This window comes from Streptacidiphilus monticola (assembly GCF_042658505.1).
Lineage (GTDB): Bacteria > Actinomycetota > Actinomycetes > Streptomycetales > Streptomycetaceae > Streptacidiphilus > Streptacidiphilus monticola.
Genome location: NZ_JBHSQJ010000126.1, coordinates 15,373 through 30,529 on the forward strand (window position 1 = coordinate 15,373; position 15,157 = coordinate 30,529).

Here is a 15,157-nt window from a genome sequence, read left to right on the forward strand (position 1 = left end):
GGAGCTTACGGCGCTCCTACGTCACCGTCAGCCGGATTGCTCGGCGCTGCCTGTGCGGGATAGAGCACGTGGTTCAATACGGTGCCGTTATGGGCGTCCACGATGACCAGACCGCCGTTCGTGCCGCAGGTCAGCACGACTCGGTAGGCGGGCGTCCACGTCCCGTGCGTGGTTGGAAGTGCCATGAGAACGGTGGGGGTTGCCTTCTCGCAGCCGGCCTCCGCGTGGTTGGCGAGGGCTGCTGCTTGGGCGGCAGAGACGGTCACCGCGGGAAGGGATGGGTCTGCGGCGTTGAGAGCGTGCAGTTGGGACACGCGACCGTGGCGGTCGATCTCCACGTCCAGGCGCATGGGCATGAGGATGCCCGCACGGTAGCGACGCCAACTGACGACCCAGCCCAGCTGCGCCTGCGGTCCGACGGGGTCCACCTGGACGTGTGCTTGGGTGAGGCCCCACGGGAAGTGCTGTTTCGCGTAGGTGGACGTGAGGGAGAGGGCTTGCTGCTTGGTGGTGAGCTTGGCGTCTACAGCGGCTACTGGGTAGCCGCTGTCTTCGCTGGTGCCGGGCTCGATGCTTACGGTGACGTCGTTGGCCTGCGGCCAGTTGATCTGCAGGAAGCCGGAGGGGAGGTAGGCCATGACGGTGCCGGTGCCGCCGGGGCCGGCGAAGAACGCGGTGCGCTGGATCGGGTAGTGGTCACCGAACGCCTCCCGAACCGCTTGGGTGACGGCGGAGGCTTGCTGGTCGTCGGCGGGGCCGCCGGCGACTGTCTGCGCCTCAATGCTGGTGTGGATGTAGAAGCCCCCCAAGAACGCTCCGACGAGCCAGACGGCTCCGAAGCCGGCGACGACCCGTCCCGGGCGCAGCGGCCAGCCTGTTCCGGGTTGCCGGTCGGCCTGGAGGAAGAGCCAGCCGGCAAGGCCACCGAGGACAGCGCCCGCGGCGTTGGCCATGAAGTCGCTCGTGTCGCAGGCCCGGCCGATCACGGGAAGGAGGCCCTGTGTCAGCTCGATACAGGCGGTGAGCGTGACTCCGAAGAGGATGGCCGGCCAGGCGTGGCGAGCGGACAGAGTGCCGAGGAGGCCGACGGGGACGAACATGCCCAAGTTGAGCAGGCCTTGTTCCTCGGAGAACGGTTCAAGCACGTTGTGGTTGATGACGCATGTCGGCGCCATGTCCGAGCCGCCCGTCGACCACAAGGTGAGCAGAAGAACCGCGGTGACCGATCCGGCAAATGCGCCGATGAACCATCGGCGGGTTGATTTTCTGGCCGCACGTGCGACGCCGACGGTCACGAGTGCTGTGATCAGGAACGCCAGCACGACGAACGTCAAGTGGTGCTGAAAGACGGCTTGAAACACTGTGGGACTTTACCTGTTCGATCGCGCCGGGTGTGGAGGGACTGGTGGGGCCGGCGCAGCCGCCGACCCCACCGAGGGACACATGCCTCAGCAGCCGGCCATCGGCGTCTGCCACATGTGGGAAGAGTCCTGGTACATCAGCCCGATCGTGGAGCCGCACGTCGCCGGGTACCAGTACGAGGAGTACTGGTTTCCCGCCGACATCGTCTGCCACGCCCCCCACGTGTTCGTGCCGGAGTGCTCGTAACCGAGCTTCAGCGAGAGCGTGCTCCCGCCCGACTTTCCGTACGTGATCCACACGTACGTCCCCAGGTTGCCGCCACCGTTGTGATCGTAGAGCGTCCCGTTGGTGAGCACCGTGCAGGTGTCACCGACACTGATCTTGCCGCTGCTCGGACACGAGGTGTCGACCATCGGCTTGACCACCTTCGGACTGTGCGATGCCGCCATGGCACTGGTTGCACCGAGGATCGGCGTGGCCGCCATGACGGCTATTGCGGCGAAGTTGCGAATAGCTGCACGCATTAAAACCCCTCCCGAAACAGAAGACTGCCCCACGAACTTAGCTGATCACGGTCAAGTGGATGATCGGAGCTGGTTGAGGCCGTCGATCGCTGCAAGGTCGGTCTTCAGGAGCTGAGCTTGGGCCGGTGCGGTGACGATGAGGAGAACGGACACGTCGGGGTAGTCGTCCTCGAGAAGGTCGTCTTCGCCGTCGTCTCCAGGAACAGCATTCGGCTGGACCTTGATGCGGGTCGTGTCGGGGAGGGTGGCGAGGAAGTAGACGCCGAAGTAGTCGCTCTCCCTCTCGGCAAAGGTCGCCGGCAGCCGCGTGGCGAGGACGTCGGCCAGCTGCTGGGCCGTGTAGGTGCTGGTGCCGTAGGTGTCGGTGACGGTCATCGTGGCATTCTCCTCAGGCCGCGTGATTCTCGGTGCGTTCGACCAGGTGGCCGTTCTCGAAGCGGGCGCCCGCGCGGACGAGCGGAACCAGGTGGGCTCCGGTGATCGCCCGCCAGCGTGACTGGGCGGACTCGACGAGCTTGAACACCATCGCGAGGGCCGCGGCCGGGCTGCCTGCACCCCGGGTGACCTTCGTGCGGAGCTTGACCGTGGAGAACGTCGACTCGATCGGATTCGTGGTCCGCAGATGGATCCAGTGCTCGGCCGGGAAGTCGTAGAACGCCAGCAGTTCGTCCCGGTCCTCGGTGAGCTTCGCGGCGGCCTTCGGCCACTTCGTGCCGTAGGTGCGGGCGAAGGCCTCGATCGCCTTCTCGGCGTGGGCCCGGTCCTCGGCGTTGTAGATCTCCTGCATGGCCTTCGTGGCCCCGGGCTGGGCGGACTTCGGCAGGCAGTTCGCGACATTGCGGGCCTTGTGGACCCAGCAGCGCTGGTGGCGGGCGGCGGGGAAGACCTCGGCGAGCGCCCGCCAAAGGCCCATCGCGCCGTCGCCGATGACCAGCTCGGGGTCGCGCATGCCGCGTCGGCGGCAGTCACGCAGCAGGTCGGCCCACGACTCGGTCGACTCGCGCAGGCCCTCTGCCAGGGCGATCAGTTCCTTCGTGCCGTCCAACCGGACGCCGAGCAAGACCAGGACGCACGAGTGCGCCTGGCCGAGCCGCACCTTCGGGTGCACGCCGTCCGCCCAGACGTAGACGAAGTCCCGGTCGGACAGGTCGCGGTCCTGGAAGGCAGCGTGGTCGTCGGCCCACTGCTTGGTCAGCCGGGTGATGGTGGCCGGCGACAGGCCGGCCGTGCCGCCGAGGAACTGCTCCAGCGCGGGAACGAAGTCTCCGGACGATTTCGTCGATCAGGAAGCCGGACTGTGTGGAGCCGTCGTCGGTGACTACGCTGAGCACGGGCGTGCCTTCCCGACCCGCGCTGCAACGCGGGCCTACTCGGAGACCTTACGGATCATTCGGGAAGGTACGCCCTCCGCGTCCCTACCCGGGGCTGATCCACAAGTCCTGAGCATTGCTCCGTCGGTGGCCGGGTAGGGGTCGACGTCTTCCGATGATGGGGGCTCTTGCGCCGCACACCCCACTACCTTCAACTGCGAGGAGCCACTACAGGAGAGGGCGATGGATAACGAGACTTAGCTGATCAGTGACGGCGACGGACTTGCGGTCATCGGGAACCCGACGGATGTCGAGCGCTTCCTCGCCTCAGAGGGACTGCTGTCGTTGTCGAAGGACCTCGTATTGCAAAGACTCGGACCTCTCCTCCGTGCCGGAGCCGGAGTCGCACAGGCAGGTTCCGAAATTGCCGCCAACTCAGGTCGCTGGTTGAAGCTGACCGAGGAGTCCGCGCATCTTTACAAGAAGTACGGGCTGATGGAAAGCAAGACGCCAGGCATCAGCTATGCGATGGTGGGGAAACCGGGCGCAATCAAGTCATGGCTCAAGATCGCGGAGGAGCCACGCTCGCTCCTGACCAACCCGGCGATTCTTGCTGGTGCCGCGGGGATCATGGCGCAGCTCGCGCGGCAGCACGAGATGAGCGAGATCAAGAGCTATCTCGCCACGATCGACAAGAAGGTCGACGACGTGCTCCGCGCCCAGAAGAACGCCGAGTTGGGGAAGGTGTTCGGAGCGGGCCTCGACATCGAGTCCGCCATGACCGTTCTGGACCGGGAGGGTCAGGTCGACGACGATACGTGGTCGACCGTGCAGGCCAGGACCCATACGATCACGGATGCCCTGGGGTGGGCGCTGGGTCAACTCGACGCACTCGCGGAGAGGGTGGAGAGCACGACCAAGATCGGTGATCTCGCCAAGATGGCCAAGGAAGCAGAGTCCCACGTTCAGGAGTTGCTCGCCGTTGTGGCTCGTTGCTCCGAACTGCAAGACGCGCTCGACGTGCTGCGACTGCAGCGGGTGCTGGACAAGTCTCCGGACAAGCTGGACGGGCGTCGGCTCGCGCTGAAGGATGACCGGCAGAAGCGGCGGGAACGCATCTCACAGAAGATCGAGCACCTGATGGCACGCATGGATGCGGCTGCCGGCACGGCCAACTCGAATGTGCTGCTGCACTTGCCCGCGCACCGGGCTTTGGTGGGCTCGATCAACCACGTCGGCATCACCATCGACGACTTCCACAGGCCGCTCGGGATCGAGTGTGGTCGACATTCAATGGAGGCGACACGATGGTGGGACGCGGCCCGGGACCCGACGCAACTGAAGAACGCGGCCGCAGAGGCGGGGCGCAAAGCGGCCATCGGAGCGGGTATGGCGGTCCTGGGGGCCGCGGTGGCCTTGACGAGCCGCGCTGCCCTTGCCCTCGGAGAACGCGGCGAAGAGGAGTGACCAGCGGGCCAAGAGCGACTGCTATCTGCGAGGACTGATGATGGACGGTCGCCGCAAGTCCATCCCGGCCATGGCCTCGCGGCTGCCACGGCAACGAGCAGAACCTGCAGCAGTTCGTGAACCAGTCCACGTACGATCCGATGCCGGTGCGCCAGCGGATCGCCAGGCGGCTGGTGCCACGGATCGGCCCGGTTGCCTGGGCGGTCGATGACGTGTCGTTCCCCAAGGACGGCAGGATGTCGGTAGCGGTCGCTCCCCAGTACTGCGGTGCGCTGGCCAAGCAGGCGAACTGCCAGGTCGCGATCGCTGTGCAGGCCGTGTCCGACGCTGCCTCGTGCCCGCTGAACTGACGGCTGTTCCTGCCGCGGGAGTGGGCGCAGGACACCAACCGGCGTCATCGGACCGGCGTCCCGGAGCACGTCGGCGGGGGTGGTGCGGGAGGTTGCGAGAATGTGTGTGCATGGTGAAGGAATCGTGGGTAGGATGCGCGAAGGCCGCGTGCGGGTGGGGTGCTTGAGGCGGTTATTCACCGCCTGCGCCGTTCGTGGTGCGGGCTCCAGCACGCCGGGGGTATGGGGTGTATCTGGCATCTCTGTGTGCCGAAAACTTCCTGCCCTTCGGCTGCGCACGGCAGAACGAGGGGGCCAGGATGCGCGTCTGCAGGCCGACTTCGGCCCGGCCACCAACCCTGCGGGTGGGGAGAATGACAGCGGCGAGACGGCTTCTTGTCGACGCCATCCGCTTGTGCCCTGTGACGCGGATCGTCCGCCCACGACGTCACCCGTCGGCGATCAGCGAGGACGCGCCTTTGGCAGACGCGTTGGTGGTCCGGCGTCGATGGTGGAGCGCTCCGGCGAGGGAAGTTAGCCAACGAGCCCTGGCACGCGTCCGGTTGCGAGCTCAAGAGCCGGGGGACCGGTGGGCGGGACTGACGGGTACGGGCCTTGCCGGGGTTGTGCATCTGCTGTGTAAGACGCCCTTGCGCCTGTCAGGACTGGGCAGCCTTGGTGTCTCGGCAATGTGTGGAACTGCCCAGTAGTTTCGGCGCCCAGGCGTACGGTGTCCACCGCCAGCCGTCAGGGCCGCCCCGACGCACGATGAGATAGGCACAGGGACCGCCGATGACCAACACCGACTCCAAAACACCTGGCGTCGACAGCACTCCCTCAGGCCGCAGTTCAGCGCCTCTGACGAGTCAGCAGCCGCCTGGAGGCCTGCCCCCCAGTGGCGGTGCCGAGCAGGAGGTCGGGAAGGTTGCAGGCACCGAGGACTCCACGCCGTTGAAGTTTCACGTCGCCCTTTCCCCCGACGCGTACCTGCAACTCGACGACGTGGTCAGCACCCGTCGGCAGATCCCCGGCTACGGCGAGGTCGTCACCTCAGGCGTGGTGACGGAGGTGGTCGCCCGCCACGAGGGCGCCGCGTTCGGCTCGGATGTGTTCCTCATCGCCGACGGAATCTTGCCGGCGACCGTGCAGGAGATCGCCGAGGTCACCACCACCCGCGTCGAGCCCGAGTGCTACGTCCCGCCACGCCCCGGCGCAGTCGCGATCCGGGCCGCGGGTGCTGACCGGGACGCCGCCTTGTACTTCGACAAGATGGACGCGCGGATCCCCGCCGGCATCGGCCGTGACGGCGAACCGATCTATCTCAACCTCGAGTTCCTCGACGGTACCCGCGGCGCCCACGTGTCGATCTCGGGCATCTCCGGGGTGGCGACCAAGACCAGCTTCGCGCTGTTCCTGCTGCACTCGCTTTTCACCTCGGGTGCCCTGGGAACCCGCACGGTCAACGCCAAGGCCCTGATCTTCTCGGTCAAGGGCGAGGACCTGCTGTTCGTCGACCAGCCCAACACCCGCCTCGACGAGACGCTACGCGCCGCATACGCGCGGCTCGGCCTGCCCGCTCGACCCTTTGCCTCCGCCGGCTTCTACGCCCCGCCGCTGCCTGGCGACACCACCGGCCGCCCCCACGTCACCGGCCGGACCAGCGGCGTCACCGCGTTCTGGTGGACGCTCGCGGAGTTCTGCGAACGCCAACTGCTGCCGTACGTGTTCGCCGACGTCGAAGACGAGAAGAACCAGTACACGATTGTCGTGCACCAGGTCACCAGCAGGTTGTACCGCGAGGCCCAGGCCGCAGGGAACGACGGCGCGGTCGCCATCGACGGAGCCACCATCCGCACCTGGGCGGAGATGATCGCGTTCATCTGCGAGAAGGTCACCGACGAGGCCACGCGCGCCCACTGGGCGGGGCCGGCTGTGGGGATGGGTACCGTCAACGCATTCGTGCGGCGGCTGCGATCGTCCCAAAGACCGCTGGGCCCCCTGATTCGTGGCGACCTGAGCACGGTCACCGACCGTCCCATCGCGCACTCCATCGACACCTCGGGGCAGCAGGTCACCGTGGTGGACCTGCACAACCTGCCGGAGCGGGCGCAACGGTTCGTCGTGGGTGTCGTGCTCGCCGCGGAGACCGACCGCAAAGAGCAAGCCGGTCCGGGCGGGCTGCTGTTCACGATGATCGACGAGCTGAACAAGTACGCGCCGCGCGAGGGCTCCTCCCCGATCAAGGACGTCCTGCTCGACATCGCCGAACGCGGCCGCTCGCTCGGCATCATCCTCATCGGCGCCCAACAGACCGCCTCCGAGGTGGAACGGCGCATCGTGTCGAACTCCTCGATCAAGATCGTCGGCCGGCTCGACCCTGCCGAGGCCGGCCGCCCTGAGTACGGCTTCCTGCCCACCTCGCAGCGGCAGCGCGCCACCCTCGCCAAGCCTGGCACCATGTTCGTCTCCCAGCCCGAGATCCCGGTGCCGCTGGCCGTCGAATTCCCCTTCCCCGCCTGGGCCACCCGCCTCTCCGAGGTCGCCGACCCCACCTTCGCTACCGGCACCTCGCCCGCTGACTCGAACGCCGGTGATGCGGCGCGACCGGACCCGTTCAGCAAGCTGCCCCAGACCCAGAGCGACTCGTGGTTCGACGATCCCGACGACGGGGCCATCGACGAGCCGCCCTTCTGACGTCCGCCGACGCGCTTTCAGATCACGCCTGACGCCACCCGCTGCTCTGCTTCAGCCATCCGAAAAGGACCGACCCGGTGAAGTTTCTCCACACCTCCGACTGGCATGTCGGCAAGACCCTCAAGGGCCGCAACCGGCTCGAGGAGCAGGCAGGCGTACTGCGCGAGATCACCCAGATAGCCGTCGGCAACGACGTCGATGCCGTCCTCATCGCCGGCGACCTCTACGAGAACGCCGCGCCCACCGCGGACGCCCAAAGACTTGTCGTGCGCACCCTGCTGCAACTGGCCAAGCAGGACATCGAGGTCGTCCTGATCGCCGGCAACCACGACCACGGCGCCACACTCGAGGCCTACAAGCCGCTGATGGACATCGCCGGCATCCATGTCTACGGCCAGGCCCGCCCGGCCGCAAAGGGCGGCGTGCACAGCTTCCACGCCAAGTCCACCAACGAGCGCGTCAACGTCGCCGTTCTGCCGTTTCTCTCCCAGCGCTACGCCGTCCGCGCCGCGGAGATCATCGCCAACACCCCGTCCGAGAACGCCGGCGCCTACGACCAGCTCATCCGTGATGTCCTGGACAACCTGACAGGGGCTTTCACCTCCGACGCCGTCAACCTCGTCATGGCCCACCTGACGTGCACCGGCGGCGTCTTCGGCGGCGGCGAGCGGGCCGCCCAATCGATCATGGAATACCACGTGCCCGCCGCTATCTTCCCCGTCGAAGCGCACTACGTGGCCCTGGGCCACCTGCACCGCCGGCAGACGATCCCGGCCGCCTGCCCGGTGCACTACAGCGGATCCCCCTATGCGATCGACTTCGGCGAGCAGAACAACACCCACGTGGTCTGCCTCGTCGAAGCCTCTCCCGGAACCCCCGCGAAGATCACCGACATCCCGGTCACTGCCGGCCGCAGGCTGCGCACCATCGAGGGGACCGTCACCCAGCTCACCGCCGACCCCGCCGTCTACGGCGAGGACTACCTCCGGCTCGTGGTCACCCAGCCCGCCTACGCCGGCATGCGCGACGACCTGCTGGAAGCCCTCCCCAACGCCCTCGAGATCCGCATCCACCCCGACCACGCGAGCACCGGCGCCAAGGCGGGCATCGCCACCCACCAGCCGACCAAGACGCCTGCGCAACTGTTCTCCGACTACTGCCACAGCGTCGGCGTCAGCGACGACCGGGTCACGGCCCTGTTCAACCACCTGCACGACGACCTGACCCGCTCGACCGCCCGCTCCTGACCCAGCGGCCCTGACACCCGCTAAAGGAATCCCTCAACATGCGTCCCGTTCGCCTGGAGCTCAATGGCTTCGCCGGTTTCCGCGCTCCCACCGTGGTCGACTTCACCGACGCCGACTACTTCGCCCTCGTCGGCCCCACCGGGTCAGGCAAGTCCACCGTTCTCGACGCCCTGACCTTCGCCCTGTACGGCTCGGCCTACCGGTGGGGCCGCAGCAACGCCATCGCCTACGCGCTCGCCCCCACGAGCAACCGCTGCACGGTCTCGCTCACCTTCGACGTCGCATCCCAGCGCTACCAAGTCGCCCGCGAAGTCCGCCGCGTCGGCCAACAGATCCAGCAAAAGACCGTCAGCCTGGTGAAGTTCGCCGATCCCACGGCGGTCGTCACCGACGCAGACGGGCCACAGCCGGAAGTACTGGCCGGAGAAATCAAGGAACTCAACGCCGCCATCGAGCAGTTGCTCGGCCTGTCCTTCGACGACTTCTGCCAGTGCGTCGTCCTGCCCCAGGGCGACTTCGCCCGCTTCCTGTCCGCCAACGCCCGCGACCGGCAGCAGATCCTGCTCAAGCTGCTCGGAGCCGCTCACTACGAAGGCATCGGCAAACGCGCCGGCGCCCAGGCGGCCGAAGCAGCCAAGGAGATCGAGGTCCTCACCGACCAACTGAGCCGGCACGCCGACGTCACCCCCAAAGCCGAGGCCGACGCCCAGGCACGCCTCTCGGCACTGGGACAGCTGGCCGCCACCGTCGACCAGCTCGTGCCCCGCGTCGCCGAGGCACACTCCCGCGCCAGCGATGCCCACGCACGTGTCGCCACTCTGCGCACCGAACTCGCCCGGCTCACCCCCCTCCGCGCCCCAGACGGCATCGGAGAGCTGCAGCGCCGTGCCGTGGAGGCCCAGACAGCCGCCCACAAGGCCCGCGACGCCGCCGACGCGGCCGCCCAGACCCTGGCCGACGCCACCAAAGCCGCCCAATCCGGCCCGCAGCGCGCTGTCCTTAACATTGCCCGCGACCGCTACACCGAGATGGCCGGCTTGGTCGGGCGCCGCGACGCAGTCATCGCGGCTGCGCAGCGTGCCCGCCAAGAGCTGGCGCAGAGCGAGGAGCGGCTACGGGCGCTGGCAGACGCCGTCACTAAGGCCCGGCGCACCGTCGAGGAGACCCGCGGCCGCCGCGACCGGGTACAACAGGCGTACGCGGCATTGCAGCGTCGCCAACAGCTGCTGGCTCCCGTCCAAACCCCCGACGGTGTCAGTGACCTGACCAGCCGGGAAGCGGCTCTGGCACGGCAGGCCGACGCCGCCGCCCCCCAGCTGGCCGCGGCCCGCGACCGGCACAACCAGGCCGCTTCCGCGCTCACCGCCGCCGGCGACGGCAGCCGGCTCACCGAGGCGCGCGAGGTACTCGACCAGCTCCTTCACGTCACCAGCTCCCTCACCGACGCCACCAGCGAGCTGGATGACGCCGTGGAGGCAGCCGCCCAGGCCGACAGTGCGGTCACCGGCGCGCAGGTGCGTCTCGACGCGGCCACGGCCACCCTCGAGGAAGCCCGCACCCTCGCCGGTGCCGCCCAGCTACGCCCTCAGCTCCAGGTGGGCCACGCCTGCCCGGTCTGCGAGCAGAGCGTCACCATCCTCCCGCCGCCGCTGTCCGACCCGGCCCTGGCCGCCGCCCAGGCCGCGCGTGACGCTGCGGTCCGCGAACACCGTGACCTGCTTTCCCAGCGTCAGGCCGCCACCACGACGCTAGCCGCCAAGCAGCGCGCCGCGGACACCCTGACCCAGCGGCGCACCCTGCTCGATGAGCGGCTCGGCACGCTGTTGCCCGATCGTCCTGCCGACACCGAACGCGACTGCGACGCCGACCGCGCCCATCTTGACGAACGCGCTGCAGCCCGTGACCAGTTGGTCGCCGCCGAGCAGCAGGCACGTGCCGCGGTACAGGAGGCCGAAGCCGCGCACACCTCCGCCACTGCGGCCGTCGCCACGCTGCAAAGGGAGATCGATCGCACCCGCAGCGACCTCCACACGCAGCTGGGCGCCCTGGCCGAACTCGACCCACCTGCCGTCGACACCCATGACGTGACCGCCGCCTGGTCCGACCTGGAAGCGTGGGCCCAGGCCCAGAGATCCACGGTGGAAAACGACCTCTCAGCCGCCCAGGCCGAGGCCGCCACCTCCCATCAGGCCCACCAGGACGCGACCGCCACGCTGGAAGCAGCTGAGCAAGCACACGCCACCGCCCACAGCGTCCACACCACCGCCGTCCAGCAGAGCGCAGCCGCCGACCACGCGCAGAGCACCCTGACCGACCGCCTGAGCGAACTGCAGACGCTGCTGGACCAGGCGCCGCCCACAGATGCACTGCCGGGCCTACTGGAGGAATGCGACCGCCTCGAAGCGGCCCTGGAGACCGCCACAGCCGAGGCAAGCCAGACACGCGAGGCACTCAAGGCGACGGAGGCCGAACAGCAGCAGTGGCAGGCTCGCACCGCGACCGCCTGGTCCGAGCTGACCGCTGCCCGGGACGCGGTGGCGGCCCTTAAACCGCCGAGCCTGCACACCGACGACCTCGCCGCCGCCTGGGCTACCCTAGCCGCCTGGGCCACCCGCGCGGCCGACGACCGGCAGGCCGACACCCTGCGTGCGCAAGCCGACGCCCACACCGCACACCATGAAGCCGAGCAGCTCCTGGGCCAACTGGAGGGTCTGCTGCGCGACCACGACCTGGATCCCCAAGACCTTGGCGACGGCCCTGGGCGCGCCGCCCAAGCCCCCCGGGTGGTAGCGGTCGCAACCGAGCGGGCCCGGGGCCGGGTAGAGATGATCCACCGCAGCCTCGCCGACGCCGCCGCCATACAGGACAAGATCGACAGCGCCCGCACCCAGCAACAGGTGGCCGCCGAGCTAGCCAGGCTGATGCGGTCCAACAAGTTCCCGCAGTGGCTGGCCGAGTCAGCCCTCGACACACTGGTCGCGGGTGCCTCGCAGTCGCTGCGCCGGTTGTCGGGAGACCGATTCGACCTCAGCCACCACAAAGGCGAGTTCTACGTCATCGACCACTCCGACGCCGACTCACAACGCTCGGTTCGCACCCTCTCCGGCGGCGAAACCTTCCAGGCCAGCCTGTCACTGGCATTGGCCCTCTCCGACCAGCTGGCCGGCATGGGCGGCACGACGAAGCTCGAGTCCATATTCCTCGACGAAGGATTCGGCACCCTTGATCCCGACTCGCTCGAGATGGTCTCCGACACCCTGGAGAATCTCGCCCAAGGGGAGCGGATGGTCGGGGTGATCACCCACGTCACCGGGCTCGCCGAACGGGTACCGGTCCGCTTCCAAGTACACCGCGACCCCCACACTTCCGTCGTCACCCGGGAAGGCACATGACAAGCACGGCACGTGCGGCCCGGATGCGATTCCATGTCGACGGCTGGGACCCCACCTACGGCTCCAGCGTCGAAAACGCCGAGAACACCATCGGGGACTCGACCGCCAAAGTCATCCCCGACCTCGAACTCGCCCCGGCCGACTGGAAGCCCATCTCGACCTCCCACGTGCACGACCCCGGCGCAGTCCTGTTCGTCGACGGCGTACGCCGCGTCGAGGCCCGCATCTGGATCGAGCAGCCCCCGGCCGCCGAACCGGCCCCAAGCGCCATCAACCGCGCCGACGACGCCCAGATGGCACTGTGCGCCTCCTATGCAGCCGGCACAGTGTGCTGCTGCCCCGACCGTGGCGCGCACCTGCTGACCATCGAATCCCGACGCGGCCTGTTCACCACCGCCACCAACGCCGTCGACGTGCCCACTACGGCCGGTACCTACCAGGCCAACATCACCTTTGACGACCAAGAAGAAAACCTTGCAGTGCTGCTCTCTGCGGCACTGCAACGCCGACTCGGCGACCTTGAAATTATCGTCGCCGCCAACGCCCGCACTGCCCTGGCCGACCACGGCGTCGCCGCCGGCTCGGACCTGCTGGTGGTGGACGGTCCGCTGCGCGGCCGCACCCATCTGCCGCGAGCGCTGGGACTCATCAAGTCCCACCGCACCGCCTACCTGCCGCCAGACCTGCACGCGATGGTCAGCGCCCTGGCCGCCGGCGAACGCACCCCGGTGTTCTTGATGGGCACCTCCTGGGACCGGCACGCCTGGTACCTACGCCTACCGTGTACGCCCGGCCCCCCGTGGGCCGGAATAGTACGGCTGGAATGCGCCGCCGATATCCCCACCCCGGAGGCGATCGCATTGGCCAACCTCTCGCAACTGGTACTGCCGCGGTACGCCAGCTGCGAGTACAAAGACGCCCGGGCCCCCCAGAACCTGGTGCCGGTCGCCGGGCTGGAGAGGGAACTGCGCCGCCGCCTGGGCAACCCTGCCCTGCTCAGCAGGGCACTACGCGTGGCAGCGGTGAGCTGAGCCGCAGTTCCTCGCATTTCCGCTCCGCGCCGCACCGACTGGCGCCTCCCGCACGGAGCGGACTGGCACAGCAAGTACCACCTGCTGCGCGCCCACCTCGAATCCGGCGCCGACCCCGCCGCACTCACCTGCGCCGCCGCCCTCTTGGCCGGGGTGAAGATCGGCTCCTGGCGCGGCGGTCAGTGCGTAGACGGCCCCGTGGAGCCGGAGACGGGCCCGTGAAGGGGAGCTGGCTGCCAGTGCACCTCGCCGGTATCGCGCTGATGGTGCCAGGTTGCCAGGGTGCGGCCGGCGACCAGCCGGTCGAGCAGCGCTTCGGTCTGCTGGGGGGAGTGCCCGCACAGACGGGCCACGACGGCCATGTCAGCTACGGGGCCGGCCGCGGTGGTGTGGGCGGCCAGGACCAGCGCGGCCAGGCGGTCTGCGGGTTTTGCCGCTGCCGGAACGATGAGCGGAGCGGGCTTGAGGGCCCAGTGGGCGGCGCGCCGGCGGGCGCTGCGGCACGGGGCCTGGTTCAGTGCGCCGTCCAGCAGCCGCACCTGCAACGGTGCTGCCCGGGGATCGGGCAGGTCGAGCCAGCCGTCCTGTGCCAGTTCCTGCCACGCCTCGGTGTGCCGGTGCAGGCGCATGCCGCGCAGTAGGCCGGCCGGCAGCCGGGCGCAGCCGTGCCTGTCGGCGCGCAGGGCGCATTGCAGGGCCAGCAGCCGGGCGGCGGGGGAGGTGACGCAGCCGAGTGCGGAGGCGAGGTGGGTGAGCATCTCCCGTACCCGTTGCGGCTCGTCTCCGTGCACCCGCGGCCGGACGGGGGCTGATGCGGCCGGTCGGTGAGGGCTGAGCAGGGTCTCCGGCACGACGGCGGTGTGGCTGGTCGCTGCCGCGCAGGCCGCGCACGCGTCGGCCAGCCGCCAGGTGCGGCCGCTGAGGTCGCGGGTCAGGGCCAGCAGTACCCGCCCAGCACAGCCGCGATGGCGCGGATGCCAGACGCAGCCCCGCACCCGGCACTGGCAACTGCGCAGATGCGCCGGCAGCGCGCTCGCGCGGACATGGCAGGCCAGATGGGCCAGGGCGGCTGACCGTGCGGAGGATGCCTGCAGGGGAAAGGTGCGGGCGGTACACGAGGGGCAGACGAGTGCGGGGCCGTCCGCCTGCGGGCGCAGCTCCACTGCCCAGATACGCCGCACTGCAGCATGTGCGTCACCGAACCTCATGGGCTGGTCGTCCTCCCGTCCGTCTGACTGTCGTGGCGGTGGGCACCCTGACAGGCCCCCCGAGACGGACGCACTGTAGTGCAGATTCCCGCACCATGGATTCGCCGTTTCCCCACTCCGGCGAAAGTGCAGAAACCCGCACTGACGGGGCAGGGGTCTGCACCGTCGGATGGTCGGGTGACGATCTTGCCGCCAGACCCCGACCTCACTGCGCTGCGCGTCGTGCTCGCGCGCCTGCGGGCCGAACGCGGTTGGACCTTCGACGAACTCGCCGACCGCAGCGGGCTTGCCCGGCGCACCCTCATCGACCTTGAACACGGCCGCACCACCGGCAGTGTCACCACCTGGCACACCCTCGCCCACACCTTCGACGTGCCCATCGAGCGCTTCCTGGGCGCCCTGTGCGACGACCACACCCCGCCCGGCACGGCCACTTCCTGAACTCTCGCTCCGTCCCGGTGCGCACCACGCCGTGAATCACCCGATCGGGCAATCAGGCAGGGAACAGTCATCCGCAGTAACGCTCATGTGTGCGGTCTCGTTGGGCCGGCCGTGTGAGCTGCCCCGGGTTTCGTGGAGTCCGGTGGTGTGGG

At 68.7% G+C, this 15,157-nt stretch carries 10 protein-coding genes and 2 pseudogenes; 7 read left to right on the forward strand and 5 right to left on the reverse strand.

Translation table 11 applies throughout. The features are described 5' to 3' along the window. Positions 1-5 precede the first annotated feature (5 nt). From ACFP3V_RS25995 to ACFP3V_RS26010, 4 genes and pseudogenes are all read right to left on the reverse strand, one after another. Positions 6-1,361: a VanZ family protein gene (locus ACFP3V_RS25995; RefSeq protein ID WP_380588206.1), complete on the reverse strand. Its 1,356-nt coding sequence runs from the start codon at positions 1,359-1,361 to the stop codon at positions 6-8. An 87-nt stretch (positions 1,362-1,448) separates the two neighbouring features. Beyond that, complete coding sequence (locus ACFP3V_RS26000) at positions 1,449-1,787, reverse strand: hypothetical protein (protein WP_380588208.1); 339 nt, start codon at positions 1,785-1,787, stop codon at positions 1,449-1,451. Between the two features lie 150 nt (positions 1,788-1,937). Then, positions 1,938-2,261 (reverse strand): hypothetical protein, encoded by a 324-nt coding sequence (locus ACFP3V_RS26005; RefSeq protein ID WP_380588210.1) that lies wholly within the window; start codon positions 2,259-2,261, stop codon positions 1,938-1,940. A gap of 34 nt (positions 2,262-2,295) precedes the next feature. Further along, positions 2,296-3,159 (reverse strand): annotated as a pseudogene (locus ACFP3V_RS26010) (IS256 family transposase); the annotation flags it as partial. Between the two features lie 484 nt (positions 3,160-3,643). Here ACFP3V_RS26010 and ACFP3V_RS26015 point away from each other — a divergent pair. The 6 genes and pseudogenes from ACFP3V_RS26015 to ACFP3V_RS26040 all read left to right on the forward strand — a co-directional run bounded on the left by ACFP3V_RS26015 (position 3,644) and on the right by ACFP3V_RS26040 (position 13,356). Further along, a complete protein-coding gene (locus tag ACFP3V_RS26015) occupies positions 3,644-4,663 on the forward strand; it encodes a hypothetical protein (RefSeq protein WP_380588213.1) in 1,020 nt (339 codons plus the stop codon). Next, positions 4,656-5,088: pseudogene (locus tag ACFP3V_RS26020) on the forward strand (IS701 family transposase); the annotation flags it as partial. The gene ACFP3V_RS26015 and the pseudogene ACFP3V_RS26020, both read left to right, overlap by 8 nt. 855 nt (positions 5,089-5,943) lie before the next feature. Then, positions 5,944-7,686, forward strand: coding sequence for an ATP-binding protein (locus tag ACFP3V_RS26025; RefSeq protein ID WP_380588216.1), 1,743 nt, complete (start codon positions 5,944-5,946; stop codon positions 7,684-7,686). Between the two features lie 77 nt (positions 7,687-7,763). Then, a complete protein-coding gene (locus tag ACFP3V_RS26030) occupies positions 7,764-8,933 on the forward strand; it encodes an exonuclease SbcCD subunit D (RefSeq protein WP_380588219.1) in 1,170 nt (389 codons plus the stop codon). A 38-nt stretch (positions 8,934-8,971) separates the two neighbouring features. Further along, positions 8,972-12,325: an AAA family ATPase gene (locus ACFP3V_RS26035; RefSeq protein ID WP_380588222.1), complete on the forward strand. Its 3,354-nt coding sequence runs from the start codon at positions 8,972-8,974 to the stop codon at positions 12,323-12,325. Next, positions 12,322-13,356 carry a hypothetical protein gene (locus tag ACFP3V_RS26040; protein WP_380588225.1) on the forward strand — a complete coding sequence of 345 codons (1,035 nt, stop codon included), beginning with the start codon at positions 12,322-12,324 and terminating at the stop codon, positions 13,354-13,356. Before ACFP3V_RS26035 ends, ACFP3V_RS26040 begins: the two co-directional genes overlap by 4 nt. Positions 13,357-13,535: 179 nt before the next feature. On the opposite strand, the gene ACFP3V_RS26045 is transcribed toward ACFP3V_RS26040, so the two are convergent. Continuing rightward, positions 13,536-14,537, reverse strand: a complete 1,002-nt coding sequence (locus tag ACFP3V_RS26045) for a hypothetical protein (RefSeq protein WP_380588228.1) — start codon at positions 14,535-14,537, stop codon at positions 13,536-13,538. A gap of 204 nt (positions 14,538-14,741) precedes the next feature. On the opposite strand from ACFP3V_RS26045, the gene ACFP3V_RS26050 reads away from it, so the two are divergent. Continuing rightward, on the forward strand, positions 14,742-15,005 hold the full coding sequence (locus ACFP3V_RS26050; RefSeq protein ID WP_037775690.1) for a helix-turn-helix transcriptional regulator: 264 nt from the start codon (positions 14,742-14,744) through the stop codon (positions 15,003-15,005). The last annotated feature ends 152 nt before the right edge of the window (positions 15,006-15,157 follow it).

What these genes read in the sequence shown, in the direction of transcription:
- ACFP3V_RS26035 (WP_380588222.1), top strand. Translation starts at nt 8,972, where the DNA reads ATGCGTCCCGTTCGCCTGGAGCTCAATGGCTTCGCCGGTTTCCGCGCT.
- ACFP3V_RS26040 (WP_380588225.1), top strand. Translation starts at nt 12,322, where the DNA reads ATGACAAGCACGGCACGTGCGGCCCGGATGCGATTCCATGTCGACGGC.
- ACFP3V_RS26005 (WP_380588210.1), bottom strand. Translation starts at nt 2,261, where the DNA reads ATGACCGTCACCGACACCTACGGCACCAGCACCTACACGGCCCAGCAG.